19 protein-coding genes are annotated in these 23,423 nt (G+C 54.8%); 13 read left to right on the top strand and 6 right to left on the bottom strand.

The window, feature by feature from the left end:
• The first annotated feature begins 266 nt into the window (after positions 1-266).
• The 8 genes from HQL65_08885 (at position 267) to HQL65_08850 (ending at position 9,451) form a co-directional block, all read left to right on the top strand.
• On the top strand, positions 267-623 hold the full coding sequence (locus HQL65_08885) for a hypothetical protein (GenBank protein MBF0136341.1): 357 nt from the start codon (positions 267-269) through the stop codon (positions 621-623).
• 41 nt (positions 624-664) lie between these two features.
• Positions 665-1,081, top strand: a complete 417-nt coding sequence (locus HQL65_08880) for a type II secretion system protein (GenBank protein MBF0136340.1) — start codon at positions 665-667, stop codon at positions 1,079-1,081.
• Position 1,082: 1 nt separating this feature from the next.
• Positions 1,083-1,538, top strand: a complete 456-nt coding sequence (locus HQL65_08875; protein MBF0136339.1) for a prepilin-type N-terminal cleavage/methylation domain-containing protein — start codon at positions 1,083-1,085, stop codon at positions 1,536-1,538.
• Between the two features lie 10 nt (positions 1,539-1,548).
• Positions 1,549-2,046: a prepilin-type N-terminal cleavage/methylation domain-containing protein gene (locus tag HQL65_08870; GenBank protein ID MBF0136338.1), complete on the top strand. Its 498-nt coding sequence runs from the start codon at positions 1,549-1,551 to the stop codon at positions 2,044-2,046.
• 2 nt (positions 2,047-2,048) lie between these two features.
• Positions 2,049-3,449 carry a hypothetical protein gene (locus HQL65_08865; protein ID MBF0136337.1) on the top strand — a complete coding sequence of 467 codons (1,401 nt, stop codon included), beginning with the start codon at positions 2,049-2,051 and terminating at the stop codon, positions 3,447-3,449.
• A gap of 148 nt (positions 3,450-3,597) precedes the next feature.
• Positions 3,598-5,118, top strand: coding sequence for a hypothetical protein (locus tag HQL65_08860; protein MBF0136336.1), 1,521 nt, complete (start codon positions 3,598-3,600; stop codon positions 5,116-5,118).
• 33 nt (positions 5,119-5,151) lie between these two features.
• Positions 5,152-7,566 (top strand): spermine synthase, encoded by a 2,415-nt coding sequence (locus tag HQL65_08855; protein MBF0136335.1) that lies wholly within the window; start codon positions 5,152-5,154, stop codon positions 7,564-7,566.
• A gap of 286 nt (positions 7,567-7,852) precedes the next feature.
• Positions 7,853-9,451 (top strand): peptide chain release factor 3, encoded by a 1,599-nt coding sequence (locus HQL65_08850; protein MBF0136334.1) that lies wholly within the window; start codon positions 7,853-7,855, stop codon positions 9,449-9,451.
• Between the two features lie 310 nt (positions 9,452-9,761).
• On the opposite strand, the gene HQL65_08845 is transcribed toward HQL65_08850, so the two are convergent.
• Positions 9,762-11,060, bottom strand: a complete 1,299-nt coding sequence (locus tag HQL65_08845; protein ID MBF0136333.1) for an adenylosuccinate synthase — start codon at positions 11,058-11,060, stop codon at positions 9,762-9,764.
• 361 nt (positions 11,061-11,421) lie between these two features.
• Positions 11,422-12,117 carry a DUF1640 domain-containing protein gene (locus HQL65_08840; GenBank protein MBF0136332.1) on the bottom strand — a complete coding sequence of 232 codons (696 nt, stop codon included), beginning with the start codon at positions 12,115-12,117 and terminating at the stop codon, positions 11,422-11,424.
• Positions 12,118-12,270: 153 nt separating this feature from the next.
• Between HQL65_08840 and HQL65_08835 the strand changes: the two genes are divergently transcribed.
• From HQL65_08835 to HQL65_08825, 3 genes are all read left to right on the top strand, one after another.
• Positions 12,271-12,546: a hypothetical protein gene (locus HQL65_08835; GenBank protein MBF0136331.1), complete on the top strand. Its 276-nt coding sequence runs from the start codon at positions 12,271-12,273 to the stop codon at positions 12,544-12,546.
• 186 nt (positions 12,547-12,732) lie between these two features.
• Entirely contained in the window at positions 12,733-13,524 is a 792-nt protein-coding gene (locus HQL65_08830; protein ID MBF0136330.1) for an OmpA family protein, read from the top strand.
• Between the two features lie 292 nt (positions 13,525-13,816).
• Positions 13,817-14,665, top strand: coding sequence for an OmpA family protein (locus tag HQL65_08825; protein MBF0136329.1), 849 nt, complete (start codon positions 13,817-13,819; stop codon positions 14,663-14,665).
• 143 nt (positions 14,666-14,808) lie between these two features.
• Here the strand turns inward: HQL65_08825 and HQL65_08820 are convergent, their stop codons facing one another.
• Positions 14,809-15,621 (bottom strand): DUF3782 domain-containing protein, encoded by an 813-nt coding sequence (locus tag HQL65_08820; GenBank protein ID MBF0136328.1) that lies wholly within the window; start codon positions 15,619-15,621, stop codon positions 14,809-14,811.
• A gap of 426 nt (positions 15,622-16,047) precedes the next feature.
• Between HQL65_08820 and HQL65_08815 the strand changes: the two genes are divergently transcribed.
• Positions 16,048-17,448: a hypothetical protein gene (locus tag HQL65_08815; GenBank protein MBF0136327.1), complete on the top strand. Its 1,401-nt coding sequence runs from the start codon at positions 16,048-16,050 to the stop codon at positions 17,446-17,448.
• Positions 17,449-17,551: 103 nt separating this feature from the next.
• On the opposite strand, the gene HQL65_08810 is transcribed toward HQL65_08815, so the two are convergent.
• Together HQL65_08810 and HQL65_08805 are read right to left on the bottom strand one after the other, a co-directional pair.
• Entirely contained in the window at positions 17,552-21,094 is a 3,543-nt protein-coding gene (locus HQL65_08810; protein MBF0136326.1) for an AAA family ATPase, read from the bottom strand.
• A 79-nt stretch (positions 21,095-21,173) separates the two neighbouring features.
• Positions 21,174-22,427, bottom strand: a complete 1,254-nt coding sequence (locus tag HQL65_08805) for a DNA repair exonuclease (GenBank protein MBF0136325.1) — start codon at positions 22,425-22,427, stop codon at positions 21,174-21,176.
• On the opposite strand from HQL65_08805, the gene HQL65_08800 reads away from it, so the two are divergent.
• A complete protein-coding gene (locus tag HQL65_08800; GenBank protein ID MBF0136324.1) occupies positions 22,426-22,614 on the top strand; it encodes a hypothetical protein in 189 nt (62 codons plus the stop codon). The two genes, HQL65_08805 and HQL65_08800, sit on opposite strands and share 2 nt — an antisense overlap.
• 23 nt (positions 22,615-22,637) lie before the next feature.
• Here HQL65_08800 and HQL65_08795 read toward each other — a convergent pair whose 3' ends face one another.
• Complete coding sequence (locus tag HQL65_08795; protein MBF0136323.1) at positions 22,638-23,384, bottom strand: class I SAM-dependent methyltransferase; 747 nt, start codon at positions 23,382-23,384, stop codon at positions 22,638-22,640.
• Positions 23,385-23,423: the final 39 nt, after the last annotated feature.

Here is a 23,423-nt window from a genome sequence, read left to right as displayed (position 1 = left end):
TGTGTACTCAGCGACACCACCGATACGACAATTACAGCCAACTTTACTGTGACCTACATGCCCTGATTTCCTGGCATGCTTTTGCGGTTGATGGCGTTTTGTCCAGGGATGTTCATGTATTCGATGGCAGGTGTCATGCGTCAGGTGGTGCTGGAATGGGAAGCCAGGATGGCATCACCTGACTGTGGGTTTTTCGGGCAGGCGGCAAAGGGTTTTGGTTGATATTGGCTGATTGAATGCCCGGGTGTGCGGGTGGTGGCAAAGAGATGTTGCGCAAGTATCTGGTAGGGCTTCTTTTTGGTGGTTCACTTGCCCTGTTCATGTGGGGCTTTCTCAAATCCCAGGTGGAAGTCAGTGGTGAGGCTTCGCTCCTGGGGTTGGTCAAACGCCTGCATGATGCCAGTGCCGCCAATGCCGTTCTCTGCATCGCCGGGGAAGATGGGTGCCAGGCCATTGAAGATTGCAGCCAATTGCGAATTCTTCTGCCACCGCGCAGCATCTCCGGCAGCTATCGGGTGGAGGAGAAACCCATAGCACCCTGGGAAGCAGCCACTTGCACCCTGACCCATACCGGGATCGACATGTCCGTCAAAGTCAGAATTACCGGGACCCGCGCCCATTGAGTCGAAAGCGTGGCCCGTCCCGGAGAGGGCAGGAGGGTCCGATGCGATCCATCCGTGCAGAATGCGGCTTCACCCTGATCGAATTGATCATGGTGATCGTCATGATTGGCATCCTGGCGGTTTATGCCGCAGCCAAGTCACCCGGCAACATCATGGAATTGCGCAGCAAGTCCGATCAGTTGGCCATGGATATCCGCCAGACCCAGGCCCTGGCCATGTCCAATACCGGCAGCGGTGATTATACCATCCTGCGAACCGCGACCGATACCTACGAAATTCGCGATCCTTTGGGAACTACTCTTTCCACAGCGACTCTGAGTGGTGTAACCCTCTCCAATTTTACCGTCACTTTTGGCGGGCGAGGTGAGCCAACGACCGGGACCACCACCATCACATTGACCATGGGAACGAGTACCGCCACGGTGGAAGTGGTGGCCACTACAGGTCTGGTGCGCTGAAATGAAAGGAAGATTTTCCATACCATCGACAAAAGGTTTCACCCTGATCGAACTGATCGTGTTCATCGTCGTCGTGGCGGTCGTGATGGCAGGCATCGTACCACTCTATCTTCAGGTGACCCTGGGATCGAAAAATACCCGGGAAATGCTTCAGGCACAATATCTGGCCCAAGAACGCATCGAGCAAATGGAGGCTGAAAAATCCAAGGGGGGCGGGTTTACCAGTGTGACAACCACCAATTTTCCGAATGAGACGAATATCAATATCGGGGCCAGCCTGAATTTTGATCGGACAGTGGCTATCCAAGGTGCAACCCTGGCCGGAGGTACCTTGACGTGTGATGGGACCAATTACACGAGTGGCGATTACAAGTGCATTTTTGTACAGGTATACCGGACCGGAACAACGGCGGCCAATGTGTTGGGTGCGGCACAGACCATCATCACCAACTATTGATGGGATCGTCATGATGCGGCGTGTGGGAAAAAGGACTGGATTTACCTTGATCGAGATGGTCATCACCATCACGCTTTTGGGAATCCTCATGAGTGCCGGGGGGAGCATGTTGGCCGATGCCTATCGTGCCTATCTTTCCAGCATGCACCTGACCCCCATCCCATCCCAGGCCAAGGCGATCATGGAGAGAATGATCCGGGAGCTGCGGGGCGGCACGGCATCCACCGTGACCCAGCCAAGCGGCTCCGGCAGTATTCAGTTTACCAATGATCAATCCGCCACGGTCAACTTCAATCAAAGCGGTGCATCCGCCACGACCATCTATATGATTCTCAGCGGTACCTCAAATGCCCTGGCGGAAAATATCAAACAAAACTCTCTCAGTTTTACCTGGAACAGCACGTTAAAGCTTGTCACAATCAGTTTTACCATACAAAAAACCTTGAGCGGGCTGGGTGGATCCACTGTGGATGTCCCTTTTCGGACCTCCGTTTTTGTGAGGAACTAGTCATGGGTACGAAGAAAAAAATACAAAACAGGCAGCAGGGGTCGTTGGTCATTGTGGCCATCGTCCTGATGACGGTGTTGGGGGTCATCGGGGTCGTCATGTCCAAAATGTATGTGTCGGGCAACAAAGCCAGTGCGGAAAACGTATCGGGTGACAAGGCATTGAATCTGGCTGAAGCCGGTACCCAGTCGATACTCAAGCAGTTGAAGGATAAAAATTGCGATCCGACCCAGCTCTCAGGGGCAGTCCAGAGTGGCAGCGACGTTGTGGTGACGCAGACCATCGCCGGTCAGGGACAATTCTCGGCAACCTTCAAATCCACAGGACCAAGTCAGTGGACCGTGACCTCGGCTGGCACCAACAATCGGCGCGTCACCGAATTTCCTGGCTTGTCATGTGGCAGTTCCAGCAGTGGGTCCTGCGATTATGGCGTTATCGGCAACAGCCTGTTGTCAGTGGATAAGAATAATGCAACGATCAATGGAAATACCATTACGGCATGTAACGCTTCTTCCTCGGACAAGGACGATAGCAAATCCGGGGATAGCAAGTCTGGGGATAAGGATAGCGGGAAGTCCAGTGAACTCCCGGATCACTTGTGGAAGAAATGGTTTGGGTCGCTTGTGATAAAACCCGCCTTTGCCGAGAGCAAGGATAAAGACGATGGCAAAAGTGGCGGTAGCGACAAGAGTGGCGATAGCGACAAAAGCAGCAGCACCAGCGCCAGTTGTAATGTCTTGACCAAAGCCGGCAAGTTGGAATCAGGTACTGTCGCTATACCCGCTTTGTCCGCCTTTGTGGCCAGCACTGAGGCCAGTGGTGACGTGACCGTCAGCAGTGATACATCCAGGGGAACCGGTGAGTATAAAACAGTCACGATCAACAATAACCAAGCCCTCACTTTCAATGTGTCAGGTGGGACATACAAAATCAAGACTCTGACTCTTGGCAATGGTGCGACACTGAATATGGCCCCTGGGACATATTATATTTCCACACTGACTGCGAATCAGAATTCAAAAATCAAAGTCACGCCAAACGGTGTTGTTAAAATATACGTACAGACTGCGGACATACAGAACAATGTCGAAATCAACAAGGGAGGAACTGTTGCCAATCTTGGTATCTATTATTATACCGAGTTTAAATCCAAAAACGGCGCGGACATCGACGCTGTGATCTATGCATCTTCCAGTACTGCAAAATCCGAATTTGACAACAATGTGAAGTTGCATGGATCGGTCATTTCGGCAGGTGAGGTCACACTGAACAAAATCGCGATCACCTTTGATGCTGCCGTGACGACAGCGGTGGCGTCGCTCGCCCCGGGCGTCACCTGCACGGGCGGCAGCAGCAGTGGTGGTGGCACCATCACCCCCGGGTCGTGGAAAGAAAAATTTTGAGATGCAGGGTCACTCGATCCCCGCATGAATGAGTGAACATCTCCCCGGAAGCATGCTTCCGGGGAGATTGCTTTTGGTGTGTCAGGTGGCACAATCAAAGGGCGGAATTCGTGGTCATGAAAGTTTGTCTGTCGTATCTGGAGAAGGCATGAAGCCGACGATTGTTTTTCATGGAAATTGCCAATCATTGGCTTTTTACGCAATGGCCATCAAGGATCTGGAACTGGTCGAGCAGTATACCATCGCGTTGCTGCGGGTTTCGGATGATCCTGAACCGGATCGCCAATTTGAAATACTCAGCAATGAACCAGCCACAGCCAGGGAACTCTTGTCGAACTGTGCATATTTTTTTCAACAAAAAAGCTTTTGGGAAAATACCTGCGACTACGCGGACCGGCTGCCGTCCCGGTGTCGCAAGGTCAGTTTTCCCATGCTCTCCCTTGAGCTGCTGTGGCCCTTTTTCATGTATCGCCCCTATCCGCGACCTTTTGGCCGCGAAGACAATCGACGTGGCCATGGGGATCGGAATTTACATAACCTGATCAAAAAAAAGTTGCCTCCCCTGGAAACCCTGGCCCGTTTCATGACGACAGATATCAAAAAATTATTGGATCTGGATCGTTCCCGTGATCTCTTTTTCGACAAGCTGCGTGCCCTGGACAAGGAAGTGGATATACCGGTGGCCGGCTTGATCGAGGATCTTTTTTGTTCCAGACAATTGTTCCTGGACGCCACGCATCCGACCGCTCCCCTGTTTTATTACGTGGCCGCCAGACTTTTTCATCATGTTGGTCTCATGGAAAAAAATATCGATCATAACTGGGAGGGGCATTTCAGTTTCACTCCCACTTTTCCGATCCATCCTCAGGTGATTGATCATTACGGGCTGCAATGGGTGAATCATGGTACTCGTTATGGTTTTCATGTACCCAAGCCCTACATGAACAGCGTTTATGTCGAAAAATACCAAACCTGGGATGGGGATTATGGATATCTGGCAGGTCTGCGTCGGCATTTGGAAATGCCGGATGCAACCCTCTGTCTCGGCGAGGGAGGGTCTGAGCGGATCCACTCCCTGCACGGGGAAGTGGCCTTCTGGGATGCCCTGCCAAAAGGACCCATGGCCAAAACAATCGCTGCCTGGCAAGCTGAATTGTTGACAGTGCTGGGCGATTATCATCTCCGTGCGGGGGAATTGGATCAGGCCAGAGCCTTGTATCAACGAGCCATGGAACAAAATACCGCGATCCATTCCCTGCTGCCTTCGCTGTTGAAGTTCCTGGATCGGGAAGATCGTTTTGATGAGGCCTTGACGCTGTTGATTGGTTTTATCAATGGTCCCAATTTTTATTATTGTTCTCATGATGAAAAATTATTTCTGGCGGATTCTTGTGTCAAGTTTTGTGAGGCTCTGGCGAAGCAATGCTCGGCAGTCAATGATCCGAATCGCTCGATGTTTCTGCAACGCAGCATTCCGTTGGTAAACGCCTGCCTGAAGCGCATCATGGAGGTTGCGGAGAGACAAATCGTGCCGCCTCTGGAAAACCTGGCCAAACGTCTGGGCCAATCCGGGGACCCGGTTGGCCAAAGTGTTCAGGGGATGATCTGGTCCTATGAGCCATTTTATGGAAAAGATGATCAGGCAAATAATATAAAGGATTCAATCTGAAAATTTCCGGGCAGCCTGTGGGGTGCTACTGAGTTGTCGCACATTTGGATGATCATCCTGCCGATCCTCTCCGGTTATTGCGGGGTTGGCTACGAAGTGTTGTTCGGGCGCGTCCTGGGTAACCAGGCCGGGGACCAGTTTGTCGTCAGTGCTGCCATTTTGATCACCTTCCTGTGTGGTATCGGTATTGGTGCGGTGTGGGCCTATCGTCTCTGGCGCTGGCTGTGGGCCATTGAACTTGCCATTGGCCTGTGTGGTATCGCCTTTGCCTTGGGTGGCGACGGACTCCATGCCGCCCTCTATGCCCCACCCCTGGTGTTGGGAAGATCGCTCCAAACCTCGATTCTGTTTTTGATCCTCCTCCTGTCCCTGCCCGCCATCCTGATCGGCTGTACACTGCCCCTTATGGCGGGTTATTTGGAACAACGTCTGGGAGGACACAATCCGTTTGCCCGGGCCTATGCCCTCTACAATCTGGGGGCCATGGTCACGGTCCTTGTGGTCGAGTTTTTTCTGGTCACCCGGTTTGGCCTGCGGATCACTTTGCTCTCCCTGGCAGGGGTCAATATTCTCACGGCCATCCTGTTGTGGTTCTTTTTTGCCCGGGAACGACACAATCCCCCGCCCGTCAGGGCACCAGCAACCGTTCCTCCCCATGTGCTGGCCAGTCTGGTCCTGGCGAGCATGGCCTCGGCCATCTTCCAGTTGCTCATGGTCAAACTGACCGAGTTTGTCTACGGTCCCTTCCGGGAGAGCTTTGCCCTGGTTCTGGCCGTCATTTTTCTGGGGTTGACCCTGGGTGCCTGGGGGGTGCAACGGTGGCGGTGGCGGTATGGCACGGCCCTGCTGCTGACCATCGTCGGCGTGGGCTGGTTGTTGTTGACCTTCTCGGACCTGAGCGCTCTTTATGCGCAATATGTCACCCTGTTTGCCGCCATGGGCCAGGCGGGCGGCCTCTTCTGGAAGAGTGTCATTCTGATCCTGCTTACGGGCCTGATCGCCACCGGGTATGGTGCCCTGCTTCCCGCACTGTTGAAAGAACATCTCCACCTGGCACGGGATGCAGGCCACTGGCTCTTCATCTCCTCCCTGGCCAATGTTGCCGGGTTTCTCGGCATGGTGTTTTTCCTGCACGTCCATCTGCGCTATGGAGAAATACTGGTCGCCATCGCCCTGCTGTCGCTTATTGCCTGGGGAATTCAACACACCTCCCGACTGCCCAGGCATGCTTTCCCGGTACACCTCCTGGCTGGAATCCTGATTGCCAGTGCCACCCTGACGGCGACCTGGGAATATTTTTGGCAGGAAAATCATCTTTTTGTCGGGCATCGCCATTACGGAAATCCCGAAAAGCTCCGCAAGGCCCGTGCCGACCTCCAACAGGTGGCCAGTTATACCCATGGCCGGGATCTCCTGGCCATCATCCATCTTGATCAAAGACCCTATTTTCTCATCAATGGCTACATCAGCATTCCCCTGGATCTGGCCTCCGAAACCCTGGTCGGGGCCTATGCTGCCGTGCATGCCCCACGGACCGGGAATGCCCTGGTGTTGGGCGTGGGATCCGGCAAGAGCGCCGGTGCCGTGGCCCGCCTGTTCCAGCACACGGATGCCGTCGAGATCAATCCCGCCGTCCTGGAACAGTTGCCGCGCATGGAGCCTTACAATCAAAATCTCAGCCAGGTGACCAACATTCGCTACATCCTCGATGACGCCATCCATTTCACGCAAAGGTGTTCCCGGACCTATGATCTGGTGGTCAATACCGTCACCTCGCCGCTCTACTTTAGTTCCTCGAAACTCTATACGATTGATTTTCTGGATGCCGTCCGGCGTTGCCTCGCCAACGATGGGGTCTACATGACCTGGGTGGACAATCGCGTGGGCGAAGAGGGTATCCGCATCATCTTGAAAACCCTGGAATCCCGTTTCAAACACGCCGGATTGGCCCTGGTCCGTTCCGGCTATTTTCTCATTCTGGCCTCCCAGGAACCCTTGCGTGTCCATCACCCGGACCTCGTGACCCGGGAAGCGGTCTTGGCGCGTTATTTCACGGACAAACTGGTCACCCTGCCGGCATGGATTCCCTATGCCCTCTTGACGACCCGACCGTTCGCTTATGTCGCTGGACAGGATATCCCTCTCAACACCCTGGACCGCCCCGTGCTGGAATTTGCCATGGCTCGCCCCCATGCCCGGGGATACGATCTTTTTCAGAAGTGGCTCAAATCCCAAATGCGCCTGGAAGATGTCCAAACAGTCTGGAATGACAACGATACCTGGAATCCGGCCCATCTGGTGCTGCACACCCGCGCCCTGGACAATAAATCTGCCTACGCCCAACGCTGGCAGGAACTGGCCACGGCCCGGGACGACCAGTTTCAGCACCGTCTCGACGCCGCTCGCACCATGCTGGACGAAAAACGACAACAGGTCCAATCGCCATGATCCATGCAGATTTTGATTCAGTTGGTTACGATCATCTTTCCGAAAGGATGCATCTGGAAGGATTTTGTGGTCTAATGGAGTGAATACTTTTTTGGAGAACTTGCCTGCTTCTGGAGAATTTAAATGGTGACGGTCAGTGTGGTGCAGGCCAAAGCACACATGGGTGAATTCACATATTCTCCATGGAGCAAGCCAAGTGTTCAATTGTTGCGGGAGATGAGGGACGAAGATTTGTAGATGTTTTATTTTGGATTTTCAATAGGGTTTATCATACTGATAGGGTGCCATGACACACGATCCAGAAGAAATTGTCCGACGGCGGACTTTTGCCATTATTTCCCACCCTGATGCCGGAAAAACCACCCTGACTGAAAAATTGTTGCTGTTCGGGGGGGCCATTCAGTTGTCCGGAGAGGTGCGGGCGCGGGGACAGCAACGCCGCTCGGCGCGCTCCGACTGGATGAAGGTGGAACGGGAGCGGGGCATCTCCGTCTCGGCCTCGGTCATGACCTTTGAATTCGGCGGGTGCATCTTCAACCTTCTGGACACACCAGGGCATGAGGATTTCAGCGAGGATACCTATCGCACCCTGACGGCGGTCGATTCCGCCATCATGGTCATCGATGCGGCCAAAGGGATCGAAGAACAAACCCGCAAATTGTTCGAAGTGTGCCGCTTGCGCAATGTGCCCATCATGACCTTCATCAACAAGATGGACCGGGAAGGTCGGGATCCGTTCACCCTGATGGACGAGGTGGAACAGGACCTGGCCCTGGAAGTGGTCCCGGCCACCTGGCCCATCGGCATGGGACGCGAATTCCTGGGCTGTTATGACCTGGTGAATGACCAGTTGCTCTTCATGGAACGAGGCCGCAACGATCATGTTCCGGAAGCCATTGCCTGTCAGGGATTGACCGATCAACGCCTGGATGAACTCCTGCCGCCGGAAGCGGCCCAGGGGTTGCGGGACAACGTGGAGATGGTGCGCGGTTTGTGTCCGGAATTTTCCCTGAACTCCTATCGCGACGGGCACCTGACGCCGGTATTTTTTGGCAGCGCCCTGTATAATTTCGGCATTCGGGAACTCCTGGAAAGCGTGGTGCGTCTGGCCCCGCCGCCGCGCCCCCAACCGGCCCGGGAACGTCTGGTGGATCCGGGCGAGGAAAAAGTGACCGGATTTGTCTTTAAAATCCAGGCCAACATGGATCCCAAACATCGCGACCGGATTGCCTTTCTGCGCATCTGTTCCGGGCATTTTCGGCGGGGTGGCAAGTTGCGGCATGTCCGGTCAGGGAAGGTGCTGACCATCCACAACCCTTTGCTCTTCCTGGCCCAGGATCGTGGTCTGGTGGAGGATGCCTGGGGGGGGGATATCATTGGCATTCCCAATCACGGCAATCTGCGCATCGGGGATACCCTGACCGAGGGAGAGGAGTTGCATTTTACGGGTATTCCCAGCTTTGCCCCGGAATTGTTGCAGAAAGTGCGGGCCGATGATCCCATGCGCGCCAAGCATCTGGGGCGGACCCTGTGTCAGATCGGCGAGGAGGGGGCAGCCCGGGTTTTCAAGACCAATCTGGGGTCGGAATGGATCATCGGTGTCCTGGGCAGCCTGCAATTCGAGGTGCTGGCCGACCGGATCCGTACCGAATACAACATCCAGGTCCATTTCGAGGGAACCTCACTCCACACGGCCCGCTGGGTGGAGTGCGACGATCATGCCATGCTGCAATCCTTCAAGGATGCCAACCTCTCCAGCATGGCGGAAGACCATGATGGCGCACCGGTGTTCCTGGCCCGCAATGCCTGGCATTTGGACAATGCCGGTCGTGAGTGGCCAAAAGTGCGGTTTCTGAAAACCAAAGAACAATCACAAGAAAAATAAAAAAAGAAAAGTAACTATTCAGCCTCCCCATTCAAAACGTTTGCAAAACTGGGATGGGGGTCCAGGGGGAAGGGCTGTGCCCTTCCCCCTGGCGGGGTTTGGGGCGGAGCCCCAACAAAGTCTTTTGTATCAAATCCTTTTTTTGCAAGGGTTCTGAATAGATACAAAGAAAAAACGAATAAAAAATTGGGATGGATGTCCAGGAGGAAGCGGCTCTGCCCTTCCTCCTGGTGGGGTTTGGGGTGAAGCCCCAACAAAATGATCATTCCAGATTTATCGTCTGCAATTGGACGGTTATGCTGAGCAAGAATCAGATATCGAACGGATTTTCCAGAATGATGGTCTGGAGACGATCCGGCCCGGTGGAAACAATGGCCACGGGGAGTTCGATCAGTTCTTCGATCCGGCGGATATAATCCCGGGCGGCCTGGGGGAGTTTTTCAAAACGGTCCACGCCCAGGGTATTGGCTTGCCAGCCCGGCATCTCTTCGTAGACCGGGGTGCATTCGCCGAGGAGGGCCGGATCACTGGGCATGTGGTCGGAGGGTTCGCCGTTGTTGCGGGTATAACCGGTGCAGATCAGCAACTTGTCCAGACCATCCAGGACATCGAGTTTGGTGATGGCGAGTCCGGTCAGGCTGTTGGTGCGGATGGCGTGCCGGATGACCACGGCATCGAACCAGCCGCAACGACGTGCCCGGCCCGTGGTGGCACCAAATTCGTTGCCTTTTTTGGAGAGATGGGCACCAACGGCATCGTTGAGTTCGGTCGGGAAAGGACCACTGCCGACGCGGGTGGTGTAGGCCTTGGAGATGCCCAGGATGTAGTCGATGTCGGTAGGCCCCAGTCCGGTGCCGTTGCAGGCGTTGCCAGCGACGGTTGAAGAGGAGGTCACATAGGGATAGGAGCCATGATCGATATCGAGCATGGTGCCTTGTGCCCCTTCGAACAGAATGGCGGCGTTGTCGCGGATGCGTTCACTGAGAAAATGACCGACATCGCCGACAAAGGGAGCCATGCTGTCGGCCATGCGCAGGTAATCGTCGCGGATCGTCTCCAGCGCGAAGGTGGAAGCCTTGTAATAATGTTCCAGCATGAAGTTGTGGAGGGAGAGATTTTCCCGGAGTTTCTCTTCGAAAACCGGGCGATTGTAGAGGTCTCCGACCCGGATGCCTCGGCGGGCAACCTTGTCTTCGTAGGCCGGGCCGATGCCGCGTCCGGTCGTGCCGATTTTACCTGCGCCTTTGAGTTTTTCCCGGGCCAGATCCAGTTCTCGATGGTAGGGCATGATGACGCTTGCCAGGGGAGAGACCATGAGATTGTCACCGTTGACCGGGATTCCCTGGCTGGTGAGTTCCTGGATTTCCTGAAGCAGGGCAGAGGGTTCCAGGACCAGGCCATTGCCGATGATGCACACTTTGCCCGGATGCAGGATACCGGAGGGGATCAGGTGCAGGACATATTTTTTTCCGTTGATCACCAGGGTATGGCCGGCATTGTGTCCACCCTGATAGCGGGCGACGACGTTGGCACTTTCGGTCAGGAGATCGACGATTTTGCCTTTCCCCTCATCTCCCCACTGACTTCCCACGATCACGACATTGGCCATGGTTCACCCGTTTTGGCGTCAAATTGTTCCTGAAAGAAAAGAGATGCCGACCCGTCTGAGGTCGCTGGACCAGTTCCGGGCAAGTGGCATTGGATCAAACAAACAAGGATTGACGAATCGAAAAGCAATCCTCGCTTTCCCAGTCCGGGGGGATTCTAGCGGAAGCCATCGCCAGTCGTAAACCCATCCTGGTGTTTCCAGTGGGATTTTATTTGGTGGATTGGGTATCCGGCCATGGTTGCGACCGGTTTTTCCTGGAGTCTCTTGTGCCGCAGGGGGCGAATGTCCCATTGTGCTTCTATACACAAAATATTGATTCAACGATGAATTTTGATCATGGGCGACATGGCGGAGGAGTTGGTCAGGCCCCGGTGACACGGAGCAGGGCGAAGATGGCCATGACAATGGCACCAGCAACGCCGACCATCCAGCGTTGATTTTCGGCCTGCATTCTGGCCATGTCGCGTTGCAGGCTGGCCTGCATGGTCTCCAGGTCGCGTTTCAGATCGTTACGCAGGGACTCGATTTTGCCATCCATTTCCTTCAGACCGCGTTTCAATTCGGCGCGAATGGCTTCAAGTTTGTCATCCATTTCTTTCATGTCGCGTTTCAAGTCTCCACGCATGATTTCCATATTCCGTGCCAAATCGGCACGCAGGGACTCGATTTTGCCATCTGCTTCCTTCAGATCGCGTTTCAAGTCTCCATGCATGATTTCCATATTCCGCGTCAAATCGGCGCGCAGAGACTCGATTTTGCCATCTGCTTCTTTCAGATCGCGTTTCAAATCGGCACGCAGGGACTCGATCTTGCCATCCGCTTCCTTCAGATCGCGTTTCAAGTCTCCACGCATCGCTTCCAGGTCGCGTTTTAATTCGGCACGCATGGACTCAATATTCAGGTGAAGCGATGCAACATCCTGTTTGGTTGCCAAACGGTCTTCCAGGAGGGTCAACAGGGCTTCGGCCTGAATCTCGGCCTGGACTTCCGGGACACCGGCCTCCCGCAGTCGTTTGACGTAGGTATGCGTATCGAAAGTGATCATGGTGTGCGACATGACAGCCTCCATTGAATGTTCGCAAGATCATAGCACATCGTTGTTTGGATTGGAAACATTGAGTGTAAAAAAATGGCTTGCCATGGACGGGTCTCCTTGGGTATATGAAAAAACGTGTGCGTTTTTTTCTTCAGCAGCGTAAGGAGGGAAATCATGAAAAAGTCCATTGCCGTGCTGGGTGTTGCAGCCATGCTCGCCATGGGAACAATGGCAACTCCTGGTTCCAGCGAAGCCTGGTGGGGTGGTGGTCCAGGCTATGGTTGGGGTAATTATGGCTGGGGAGGCGGTCCTGGCTACTGGGGCGGTGGTCCCGGTTACTGGGGTGGCGGTCCTGGCCATGGTTGGGGTGGTTGGAATGGTGGTTGGAATGGTGGTTGGGGTGGTGGCTGGGGCAACGGTTGGGGTGGTGGTCCCTGGGGTTGGTGGTGACCAGGGTGACCAGACAGCCATGAGCCACAGACAGAAATTGTGACTCCTGTAGCTTTCAAAAGGGATTGGACCATGGTCCAGTCCCTTTTTTTATGGCAATATGGGTGTACATATATTGCCGGGAATTTATATCGATTCCGGGAATCGGGTTGAGTTGCGAAGTGGAAAGAAAATCAGGAGGCCAAGATGAAATCAATTTATTTGACCATTATCCGGCTGGGAATCTTGTGTCTGATCCTCGGAACCGGCCCGGCCAAGGCTGGCGAACAAGAAGCGGAAGGCTGGTCCTCTGAAGGGTGGGCACAATGGCATACTCTGCGGGGCGAACATCCTTTTGCCAGGACCGGCACCCAACTCTTTTTTGGCCAGGAAGGTCCCATCGACAGTGACGGCGACGGGGTTCCGGATGAGGACGATGAATGTCCCAACACAATGAAAGCCTTGCGCGTGGATGCAAAAGGGTGCCCCGTGGATGAAGATATGGATGGTGTCCCGAACGACAAGGACCAATGTCCCCATACCCCGCTGGGTGTCAAGGTGGATTCCTTCGGATGCATTCTTGACTCCGATGGCGATGGGGTCAATAACGACCAGGATAAATGTCCGGATACCCCAAAAGGTGTCTCCGTCACTTCCGAAGGATGTTGGGTGATCAAGGATGTCGATTTCCGGACCAATCGCTGGGAAATTCCGGTCAGTGCCTACAGCTCCCTGCAAAGTGTCGTTCGGGTGCTGAAAGAAAATCCCGGGATGAATTTTGAAATTCAGGGACATACGGACAGTCAGGGCACGGACAAGATCAATCGGAGGCTCTCCAATAAACGGGCCGAGGCAGTCAAGGCCTTCCTGGTCAAGCGCGGTATTCCCAAAGATCGTCTGACGACAAAAGGATACGGTGCCAGCCATCCCATTGCGGACAATTCCACCCAAACCGGTCGGGCCATGAATCGCCGGGTGGAACTGAGACAGACTCCGTAATACGACGAAGCACCACCGGATTGGTCCGAGAAGCAATGGATCGATCCGATGCGGCTTTCGTCAGACATCGAATTCCGGGTTTTACCAAGGCAGTTGCGCCAGAACTCGAATCTCTTTGTCTGCAAACGGGCCAAAGTGTGTTTTTGGTATGGAAATCGGTTGAAAAAATGGTATAAAGTCTCGCTTCGGCTTTTCTGAGCAAGCCAGAATGGCTTGTTGACAGGGTGGCGTGGTTCGGCTTTCTGAAAATTAAAATGAAATTTTGCAACAAAAAAAAAATGAAGGAGGAGAGATGAAACTGTTGAAATACTCGGCGGTCCTCGGCTTGGGCGTGTTTTCCCTGGTTCTGGGGTCTGATTTGTCCGTGGCAGGTCCGCTGCAAGAGGGCTGGATGTCGCAGGGTTGGCCGCAGTGGCACCCACAGAAGGGTGCCCGTCCCTTGTCAACTGTTGGAACCCAGGTCTACTTCGGTGAAGAGTCCTGGCGAGATAGTGATGGCGATGGTGTTCCCGATGGAACCGATCAGTGTCCCGATACCCCGAAGGGAACGAAGGTGGATGCCAAGGGGTGCCCGGTGAGAGAGCCGGAGCCTGCCGCGCCTGTTGCCCGCGGGATTGAGCCTGATCGTGATTCCGATGGTGATGGTGTCCCCGACAAACGGGATCAATGTCCCGATACGCCGCGTGGCACAAAAGTAGACAGTCGTGGTTGTCCATTGGATGTCGATAGCGATGGTGATGGCGTTGTGGACAGACTTGACAAGTGCCCGGATACACTCAAGGGTGCATCTGTCACTTCAGAAGGGTGCTGGGTGATCAAGAATGTCAACTTCCAGACCGCACGTTGGGACATTCCTGCCAGCGCACATGCATCCCTGAATGAAGTGGTCAAGGTGTTGCAGGCAAACCCGGGTCTCAAATTCCAGATCCAGGGACATACGGACAGCCGGGGCGGCCCCAAACTGAACGGACCCCTCTCCGAAAAACGGGCCAAGGCCGTGCAGGACTATCTGGTGAAACACGGCATTCCCGCTGGCCGTTTGTCGGCCAAGGGGTTCGGTGCCACACACCCCCTCGCAGACAATAAAAAACCCGCCGGCCAGGCAGAAAATCGCCGCGTGGAGTTGAAAGAAGTTCGGTAATTCCCGGTAGATGGATGCAAAATGGCTCCGTGGCTCCCCGAATCTTGAGGGGTCACGGAGTCATGGTGCGTCATGTGTCACAAAAACAAGGCGGGCTGGTTCAATCCAGCCCGCCTTGTCGTTTGTACCGAGGCGAATAATAATTACCAGATTCTGGGTTGGAAAGCCGCATCGTTGGCCAGACGAACGGAGTCACCGGATTGGACGATGACAAACAGACCCTGCTTCATGGCAAACTGTTCCACACCCTGGCCAATCACGATTCCGGCTACCGCACCCATGATGCGTCTGTTGGCATATTCCGGATAAAATTCCTTGAATTCAACCAGTCTGTCCGTATGATGCCGGACATCTTCCACCTTCAATTCGCTTTTCACTTCCACGGCCACGATGGCTGTGTCGTTGATCACAAGCAGGTCGATTTCCATGTGGCGATTGCCGGGCAGAGATGCCTTGGTGCGTGGATGTACTTTATGGACAGGAATACCGCGCTCCATGAACATGGTTTCACAGGCCGGGGCCACCAGACCTTCGACAAACTCTCCCCAACGACCACCCAACCGGCCAATCTGAATTGAAACCTCCTTGATCTTTCGGTCGGTTTCGGCACTGCTTTCCTTCATTTGCCTTTCAGTTTCGGCACTGTTTTCTCTCAGGATTCGTCTGGTTTCCTGGAGGTCACGCTCCAGTTCTCTGGACCTGGCTTCGGCTTCCTTGGCTCTGGCTTCTGATTCTTTTTTGAACTTGGCTTCTGCTTCCTTGGCTCTGGCTTCTGATTCTTTTTTGAACTTGGCTTCTGCTTCCTTGGCTCTGGCTTCTGCTTCCTTGGCTCTGGCTTCTGCTTCCTTGGCTCTGGCTTCTGATTCTTTCTTGAACTTGGCTTCCGACTCTTTGAAGAGTCGATTGGTTTCCTCGAACAGTTTCCAGATATCATCGATGGTCAGGGATTGAGACATGGATTCCCTCCTGGCAACAAGTAGCGATATTCCTTCATCATAGGATAGCAGAAATTTTTCTCCATAGGGAATATTATTGATACGTTGTTTTCATAGCCATTCGATCCCTCGTGGACTTGCCGGACACCGAGGATCATTTTTTCCATTCGACAACTGATATAGTTGCCTGATTTGCTTCCTTGCCGCTCCTTCGGCCATTTTTATATCTGCATGGAAACCGTAAGATTATCAATAAAATTATTAGTTTATACAGGAAAAAACGCAGGAAGAAAATAATTTTTGTTGCAGCACAGAAGGGCTTGACAGGGGGCGGAGGGAATGATTACCATGTACCTACACCAGTTATAAGGAAAGTTATAGGGAAAGCCAATGCGATTGCTTGAATAATACTGCCCTTTTTATGTCGTCCATTGTTAAGGGTTTTATATGAATGGTTACATGGTGGTGAGAGGCTTTTTCATGTTCGGTCTGACATTTCTTTTCAGTTCTTGTGTTTCTGACAAGTCGTATCGCCCAGTAACCGACGCTTCTCTTCCCAAGGAAGAAAGGTGTTTGTACCCAGGTGAAGTGCAACAGTCGGGTGAAGTGCAACAGTCAAACTTTGAGGTCTGCACGTATAAGGATGATGGCAAAGAATATGAATATGTTGTTGGGTATGTTGAATTTGATGACCAGGGATGGTTCCAGGATGTACGACAGAAGGATAATCTGCTCCATAGGCTTCGAAAGTACCATGAACAGAAAAATGAAGAATTATTGATCGTGGTATTTGCGCACGGATGGAAACACAATGCCGATCAAAATGATGATAATGTGAAGCATTTTCACATGCTTCTCAAGGATCTGGACATGAACGAGAGAGTCGCCAAAAGTATCGATGGGCGAAAATCTCGCAAGGTGGTTGGAGTGTATCTGGGTTGGAGAGGGGCATCTCTCTCCCTGCCAATTCTGGAAAATTTAACGTTTTGGACACGTAAAAATGCGGCTGAACGTGTCGGGGACAGATCAGCCAAACAGTTGTTGATGGAACTGAATCAATTCAGGAGCTATTGCAATAATTGGGATTCAAGTGACCGGCTTGCCGGCCCGGATCAAACCCAGCTTGTGCTGATCGGGCATAGTTTTGGTGGGCTTATCATGTATCATGCGCTTCACAGCGAGCTGATGGGGCGTGCTTTGCAAATTCGACCTGATCGTCATTATCGAATGGCGAAAAGTTTTGGTGACTTCATTTTGTTAGTGAATCCGGCGTTCGAGGGTGCTGCCTATGAACCCCTCTGGCAGGTTGGGAATACACGTTGTTACTCTGAAAAACAACGCCCAATTCTGGCGATAGTCACTTCAGAAACGGACTATGCGACTAAATATGCGTTTCCGCTGGGTCGTTTTTATACGTTGACCCAGTCGGCACCTCACCCGGGTGAGCGCGAGACTGTTTTTAAAACAGTCGGCCATCTGGGGCGCTATCAAACGCACAGGCTTTTATCAAAAGAGACTCAAGTCGAATCAAAGCATCATGAGAGACAGTTCGAGGCAGCACAAAAAAGAGTTGCCAACTTGAAGGTGCAACCACATGTATCGACCAGACAACTGCCGCAAGCCGAATTTTATGGTGGCACTCTTGAATGGCTTGGCAATCCCCAGGGAAGGGATCATTTTCCATACCTGGTTATTACAGCCGATAAAAAAATAATCGATGGTCATGGCGATATTTGGAACGCAAAATTTCGCGACTTTATGTTGGATTTCGTAACAAAGCAAGTGATAGAACCTGTTCCTGACAAGGATGAATCAAATATTGACAACAAATGTCTTGCCCTCGAGTAACAGTCTTGTGGATTTTTTGTTTAATTCTATCGAATTTATCTTGAAGATTGGCCTGTTGGGATTGTGTGGGAATGGGTCGATCAGTGGTATTACGGGAGACTTTCTACGTATTTTGATCCCGATTCTGTCCAGTTGATCCTATCTGCCTGATGGCAACCTGTTCTCCCCCCTGTTGTTTGGCCAATTCTGCCAGATGGTCGTGGTGAGTCAGGAACAGGATTTGTGTTGAACGGGCCAATTGCAGCAGGACATCGAAACCTGCACGGGACCGTTGATCGTCAAAATTGACAAACAGATCGTCGGCGATGAAGGGCAGGGGTTCGTTGAGTTGGCCATACTCTTCGATGATGGCCAGGCGCAGAGCGAGATAGAGTTGATCCTGGGTGCCATCGCTCATGCCGGCAACCGGGCAGGTGGTGTGGTCGTCGCGCAGACCGAAGAGGATCGGGGTCTCTTTCTGGTCATATTCGGCACGAAAGCCGGCAAAGCGGTTGCAGGTGAGCAGGCGAAACAAGTGACCGGCCCGTGCCAGGATCGGACCCTGGCGTTCCTGGCGATAGTGGTCAATGCCTGTTTTCAGAAGAAAGGCTGCCGTGCGCAACACCATCCAGCGTTGGGCATGTTGGCGCAACAGGGTCTGGGCGTTGCTGACTTCCTGATTGGCCACGGCAGCGCCTCGGCCTTTGGTCAGCTCTCCCAGGCGGGTACGCAGCTCCTGGACTCGTTCGCCGGCCTGGGCGCTGGCCGAAAGGAGTGCTTCCAGACTTTGGGAAAGTTGATCGATTTCGGCCCTGATCTGGTCTGGATCCATGCCGGCTGTTTCCGCCAGTGCTTGCTCCAGGGTGGCACCATCGGCCTCGCTGACAATCCGCCCGGTCAGCTCCTGTTCCCGGTGGCGCAGAATGCGCTTGCGTTCTGCCTGTTCGATCCGTGCGGCGAGTTCATCCAGGGTGGGTGCGCCGGCCTGCTCCTGCAAAGCCTGGAGGGTGGTTGAGGCCTTGGCCATTTCGGTGGCGGCTTCCTGGCTGGCGGTGGCGGTTTTGGTGGCGCGGCGGTGCAGATCTTGTTTGCGGCGTGCTTGTTCGCTGTCCGATGCCAGGGTATCGAACAATTTTTGGGCCTTAACAAGCACATCCTTGTTAGCGCTATCCGGGGCCGATTCATTATCGCTCACGGGAAACACGCTGCTGGCCAGGGTTTCGACCCAATGGGCGTAATCCACCTCATCCTGGCGAATGGCCTGAATCCGCTCGCCCAGATCGCGCCATTTTTCCGCCTCCTGGCGAATGTCCCGCCAAATGGCCAGGGCCACGCCGGCGGCTTCAGCCGAGGTGCCTTCGTCCAGACCCAGATTGTCCATGGCCAGGATCCAACTGGCCTGCAATTTTTCCTGGCGTTCGGTCACATCATCCAAGCGCCTGGTTTCACGTTGCAGCAGGGTGGTACACCGCGCCTGCTCTGTCTGTAAAGCCGACCAGGTTGCGTTTGCCTGTTGCAGGCTTTCCAGCACACTCCGGGCGTGTTGGAGGATGGCGGACAGAGGGGCAGACTGGTCGCGCAAGGGGGACGGAGAGGCCAACGCCTGCAGCAACGCCTGCCGGGATTTTTCCATTTCCTGGTGCAGGGTCGTGGCTTCAGCACGGGCGGTGAGCAGGCTTTCCAGGTGACGCAGCAGGCCTTCGCGTTGCCCCATCCAGGCGGTCATTTCCGGGGGCCAACCCGGCTCGCCAGCCAGAAAATTCCATTGCTGCCGCCATTGGGTCAGCAGGGTATCGAAAGCCTGGCGGGTGGCCTGAAGTTCCGTGCCGGCCTGGGTGAGGTCGCGCTGGGCCACGGCGAGTTCCTCTTGCAGGGCAGCGTGCCGGGCCAGGCGGGTGGCCTCCACGACGCGCCGGTCGGCCAGATGGTCGGCAGCCAACAGTGCCCGTACATGCTGTTCCGCCAGAATGGCCGGGGCCGGATCATCCGCCAACCAGTGACCTTCAACCAGATAACGCTGAATTTTTTGCCAAAACCGATCCCGCATGTGGCGGGCCTCGGCGATGGCTTCCGGGGTGGGAATGGTCGCATCGGTGTGGAGTCTGGCCAGGGCATCGATGGCTTTGTCGCGTTGTTGGGATGCGGTTTTCAGGCGTTCTTCGGCCTTTTCCATGCGGCGGGTCAGGGTTGTGAACTCTTTTTCGAAACGGTGCAACGTGGCTGCTACAGGCACCGGAATCCGGGCCAACTGCTCCACATCCCCCTTCCAGAAGGTGAGTCCGGCCAAGCCATCCTGAAGACGCCGTTCCAGGTTGGCGACGGTCACCTCGACCTGCTGCAAACGTCCCGGCAGGTCACCCTGGGCCTGGACTTTTTCCACCACCAGCCGCAGGGGAGTTGGATCGGCGGGTTCTGTCAGATTGGCCAGTTTTCCCTGGATACGTTGCAGGTCGGCAGCGGCCTCCTGGACCCGTTCCCGGGTGCGTTTTTCTTCCGTATCGAGTCGGGTCCAGGCGGCAATCAGGCTTTGGACCTCCTCCAGGTCCATCCCGGAGGGTGCCTTTTGGATCACCTCTGTGGCACTCCAGGATTGCTTGAGATCGCGGGCCAGTTTTTCCAGACGTTCACCGCTCTGCTGGCGCAGACCGAGCAGACCCGGTAAATCCTTGCGAGCTTTGAGAACCGCGCCACGCCCTTCATGAATCGCCTTGATTTCATCGGCATGGGCCAGCAGGGGTTGGTTGATCTGCAAGGCATCGATTTCTTTTTGAAGTGCCGAGAGTTCCGTTTCCCGTTCCCGATAGCGCTCACGACTGCGTTGCAACTGCTCCAGGGCTTGTTGATGGCGTTGCGGGGTACTTTCCGGCAAATCAGGTGCCGTGGCCACCTGGAGCAGCTCCGCCCGGACCTGGGCCAGATCCCGTGCCAGGGGAAAAATGCGGCGCATTCGTTCCAGGCGATTTCTGGCCTCCGTGAGCTGCCGGGAGGAATCGCGAATATGGCCCTGTTCCTGTTCGGCGGCGGTCAGTTCCTTCTGCAACTCTTGCCACTCGCCGGCTCCGACCAGCAACTGGTTGACCTGGCGGCGGGCATCATTCCAGGCATCCAGGGACTGATAGAAAGGGAGGGCACTGCGTTTGCGGCTGGTGTAGATCGATCTGGCTTCCTCGTCGAGTTCCTTCTGGAGGGTCACCAGATCCCGCATGCCGCCGGCTGCGCCAAAAATCATTTCACCCAGGCGGCCTTCGGCGGCGAGCATCCGGTTGCCGCCGGTGCGCAAGGAGTCCTGGCTGAGTCCGAACAGATTGTTGAACAACTCCCGATCCGCCCCTCCCAGAAAGGGGAGCAAAGCGCCATCAGGCAGAGGATTGCCGGCAGGGTTTTGCAGGGTATTGCCCCGGCGTTTGACCCGTTGAAAGGCGAGTTGTTCACCCCGGCTGGAGAGCAGGTGGGCACCGATTTGCAGGGTGTCGTAGCTGTGGATGAAATTGCGGCTGGTTCGTTCGGGAATGCCAAACAGGAGATCCCCCATGGCCTCGCGCAGGGTCGATTTGCCGGCCTCGTTGCGTCCCAGCAGGATGACCAGGCCCGGATGTTCCTGGGTCAGGTCAATTTCGGTGCCGGTAAAATGGCCATAGCGGGTGAGGAGCAGGCGTTGGATGCGCATCAGGTCCCCGGTTCCTGGAAGTCAATATCGGTGGCAATCAATTGGTCCTGGAGGGTGAGGAGCAGGCGTTGGATGTGCATCAGGTCCCCGGTTCCAGCAGGCGATGTTCGAGCAGGGTCATGACCTCGTCGATGACGGGTTGGATCCCTTCCTGTTGCAGAATTTCTTCCGTAAATTCAAGGCTGCGGGCTGCACTTGGGAGGCGTTGGGCCATTTCCAGATACTCCTGAATCAGGGGTTCGATCACCTGGGGGGTGTGGGCCAGGTCGCGCATGATCTTCAACAGGGTACCGGTTTCGTCACGGCGTTCCGGATTGGCATCCTGGATCGGGCGGGGCCGGGTGGCAATCTGGACTTTTTCGATCCAGATGCCTTCGCCGATCATGTCGGTCTTGGCCTGACAGGCGGCGGTCAGGGCGACCGGATCGTTGCGCAAATAGCCATGGAGGGGGGTCTCGCCCTGGAACACCAGGCGCAGACACAAGGGGTGTCCGGGATCGTGTTCCCAGATTTGGCGGCAGGCCTGTTCCATGCGGGTCAGGGCGGCTTCGGGATCCGTAAGCCCAGTGACATCGACGGGAACCAGCTCCCAGCGAAACAGATCCACGGCCTCGAAGCGAATTTCCTGCACCCGGCCATCCTGAACCGTGACCAGATTGAAGCCTTTGGGGCCGGTTTCGCGAATATGGCGGCCCTGGAGATTGCCCGGAAAGACAATATACGGATCGGTGTGGAGAATTTCCCGGGTATGGACATGTCCCAAGGCCCAATAGTCATAACCTTTGGCGATCAGATCGGCAGGGGTGCAGGGGGCATAGGGTTCGTGGTCTGCGCGGCCCGAGACAGCCGTATGCAGGAGTCCGATATTGAAATAGCCCGGTTCGGGTGGCGGATACTCCGGGACCAGATTGTTCGTGACGGCCCGGGTGCCGAAACTCATGCCGTGCAGGACCACCCGCAACGAGTCCAGGCGGTAACTCTGGCATTTTTTATGCGAAAAAACATGGACATTCGGGGGGAGGGGCAGGGAACGGGTGATTTGACTGGCGGCATCGTGGTTGCCGTGCAGGAGATAAAGTGGAATACCGGCGCGATGCAGGCGTCCGGCCTCGCCGGAAAAAAAGAGACCGGTGTTGAAATCCCGCCACTCCCCATTGTACAAATCCCCGGCAATGAGGACAAAATCAACCGGCTCCGCCAGGGCACGTTCCACCAATCGGGAAAAGGCGATGCGGGTGGATTGGACCAGGGCGGCATGGGGGGCTTCGGGGCGGGGTGCCAGGCCGGAAAAGGGGGTGTCAAGATGAATGTCGGCACAGTGGATGAATTTCATGCGCAACGCCAAAAAAAATAAAAAAAAGAGGGGGTTTGGGGGATTCATCCCCCAAGGTTTTGTTTTTTTTGCACAAGGGGTATCGTATTCTGGCAGTTTAGACGTTGGCAAGAGTGGATCGTTTTTTTCAAGTCGTTTTTTCGAAAAAATACACATTGCCAAAGAGGATGCAGTCTGGCAGCGGTAGAGCGGCTAGAATAAGACAACGTTTCACGTTTTCAGGGAGTCAGTCAGGTAGACTTCATAGCGGACGGTGCGGCCCACGATTTCGTAGGATGGGCGTTGTTGGGCGAGGGGTTCGGCGCGGCGCGGGCGTTTGACCACGACCCTTTGCCGGGCGCAGCGCCGGGCTGCCAAAAAAAGGTCCTGGGCATCGGCATCTTCGCCGACGATGGCCCGCAGGCGGCGCATGCCTTTACGCACCAGGGCTGATTTGGTGCGGGGGGGATGCATGGGATCCAGATAGATCACATCAGGCCTTGCGGCATCGTCCAGGCCGGAGTTCAGCCAGTGCAGGGAATCTCCCTGGGAATAAAATAAATTTTCCTGGACGATAGGGGCGAGGAGGGGATGTTGCCGTGCCCGCTCCAGGCCATCTTCCAACAGGGCGGCAATGATGGGCGATCGTTCCATCATGGTCACTTTGCACCCCAGCAGGGCGAGGGCAAAGGCGTCACGACCCAGTCCGGCAGTGGCATCGAGTATGTTGAGAACCGTTTTGCAGCGGCGCATCCCCATGGCGACAGCCAGATCCCGTTTGCGTCCCTGGCCAGGCCGATGCCGATCTTTCAAGGCCTCCGGGTCAAAAAACACATAAACCGGTCCATCTGCCTTGGGACCGGTTTCCCGCAATTCCCAGCGATCCGGTGTACGGGTCAACAGGAAGGCGACATCCATGCTTTTCGGCGCGACCAGAGGAAGATGCAACGCGATGGCCAAGGGTTTTGCCAGGGGCATCAAAGATGGCTCCGTGGCGGTTACAGCGATGGCTCCCGG

Source organism: Magnetococcales bacterium (genome assembly GCA_015228935.1).
Taxonomy (GTDB): domain Bacteria; phylum Pseudomonadota; class Magnetococcia; order Magnetococcales; family DC0425bin3; genus HA3dbin3.
This window is presented reverse-complemented; position numbering and strand designations above follow the sequence as displayed.